General features: G+C 36.3%; 1 protein-coding gene. It reads left to right on the top strand.

Translation table 11 applies throughout. The features are described 5' to 3' along the window. On the top strand, positions 1-2,226 hold a 2,226-nt coding region (locus RM538_RS13330), incomplete at both ends, for a cadherin-like domain-containing protein (protein ID WP_311333932.1).

Here is a 2,226-nt window from a genome sequence, read left to right on the forward strand (position 1 = left end):
GTAAATGATATAAATAACACATTTGTAAATGTATCTGTGCCAGGTAATGTATTGACTAATGATGAGGATTTACAGGGCGATAGTCAGACAGTAACAACAACAGGAACAATAACGACTGCTCAAGGCGGAACAGTAGTATTGAATGTTGATGGAAGTTATGTATATAACCCGCCAGCAGACTATATAGGGCCGGATACTTTTATGTACAGTATTGTAGATGATGGTAACCCAGTAGCAGTTGATACTGCAACAGTATTCTTAGAGGTATTACCTATTGGAGACTCAGATAATCAACCACCAGTTGCTAACGCAGATACTAATGGTACAGAGATTAATACACCGGTAGAAGGTAATGTACTTCCTAATGACTTTGATCAAGATGGAGATCCTATAGTTGTAACTACGACAGGAACTTTCACTACTAGTCAAGGTGGTTCAGTAACAATTAATTCAGATGGTACGTATACGTATACGCCACCTACAGATTTTGTAGGCGAAGATACGTTCCCTTATACTATATGTGATGATGGTACTCCAGCATTATGTGATGATACTATTGTAACAATAACAGTAGATGATAATCCAGGTAATAATTATACGTATGCAAATGATGATGCTTATAATGGGTATCCAGGAGAAATAATTCCAGGTAACGTATTAGATAATGATAGTGACCCTGAGGGAGATACTCAGACAGTAAATACAATGCCAGTAGTAGAACCTACAAATGGTGTGATTACTTTCTTGAACCCAGATGGAAGCTTCGAATATACACCTAATGATCCAACATTTGTAGGAACAGATAGCTTTGTATATAGTGTATGTGATGATGGTACACCACAAGCATGTGATGAGGCAACAGTCTATATTACTATAGGAGCGCCTAATAATGATATACTTGCTATTGATGATATCAATGATACATTTGTGAACGTTCCAGTAAGTGGAGATGTTACAACAAATGATGATAACTTTGATGGACCAATAGGAGGAGAGGTTGTTACATTAGTAAGTGGACCTACAGCAGGAGGTACTTTAGTACTTAACCCAGATGGAACATATGATTATACTCCTGCAGCAGATTTTATTGGAGAAGATACATTTGTATATCAAATTTGTGATGCTGGTAATCCAGTAGCTTGTGATACTGCTACTGTTACAATAACAGTTATTGATGATCCAATTATTGGTAATGACCCACCAGTAGCAAATAATGATACAGGTGTTACTGAAATTAATACTCCAGTAATGGGTAATGTATTAGTTAATGACTTTGACCCAGATGGAGACCCAATAGTTGTTACAACTACAACTGTTACAACTACCGAGGGTGTTGTTGTTACAATAGACCCTAATACAGGAGAATTTACATACACACCTCCAACAGACTTTACAGGAGAGGATAGTTTTGAATATACTATCTGTGATAATGGAATTCCAGCACTTTGTGATACTGCAACTGTAGCTATTCAAGTAATTGGAAATCCAAATAACAATATTACAGTAGCAAATGATGATGCATATTATGGTGAAATTGATACTGACATTGTTGGAAATGTATTAACAAATGATACAGATCCAGAAGGAGATAACCAATCTGTAGATGCAACAATATCTCCAGTAAGTGGTCCTTCAAATGGTACTGTAGTTATAAATCCAGATGGTTCATTTACATATACACCAAATGCTGGCTTTACAGGACCAGATCAATTTGTGTATGCAATTGTAGATGATAACGTGAACCCAGCAACAGATCAAGCAACTGTATATCTTCTTGTTGAAGAAACACCAGCTCCTGCAATAGCAATTGTTAAAACAGGTGATTTTGTTGATGGTAACCAAGATGGTTGTGCAGATGAAGGAGAAACAATTACATATACATTTACGGTTACAAACCAAGGAAATGTAGCGCTAGGATCTGTTACAGTAACAGACCCATTATTAGAAGCGCCAAATCCTGTAGTACCAATTGTATTTGTAAGTGGTGACGATAATAACAACACATTATTAGACGAAGGAGAATCTTGGTTGTATGAAGCTTCATACGCATTAACTCAAGATGATATAAATACTGGCACTATTGAAAATCAAGCAACTGTTGAAGGAACAGATGAAGATGGAACTACAGTTTCAGACCTATCTGATGAGTCTTCAGTTACTGAAGATGATCCAACAATAGTTGAAGTTTGTCAAGAATCTTCAATAAGTGTAATTAAGAATCAGACT

It is taken from the genome of Patiriisocius hiemis (genome assembly GCF_031846325.1).
GTDB lineage: Bacteria > Bacteroidota > Bacteroidia > Flavobacteriales > Flavobacteriaceae > Patiriisocius_A > Patiriisocius_A hiemis.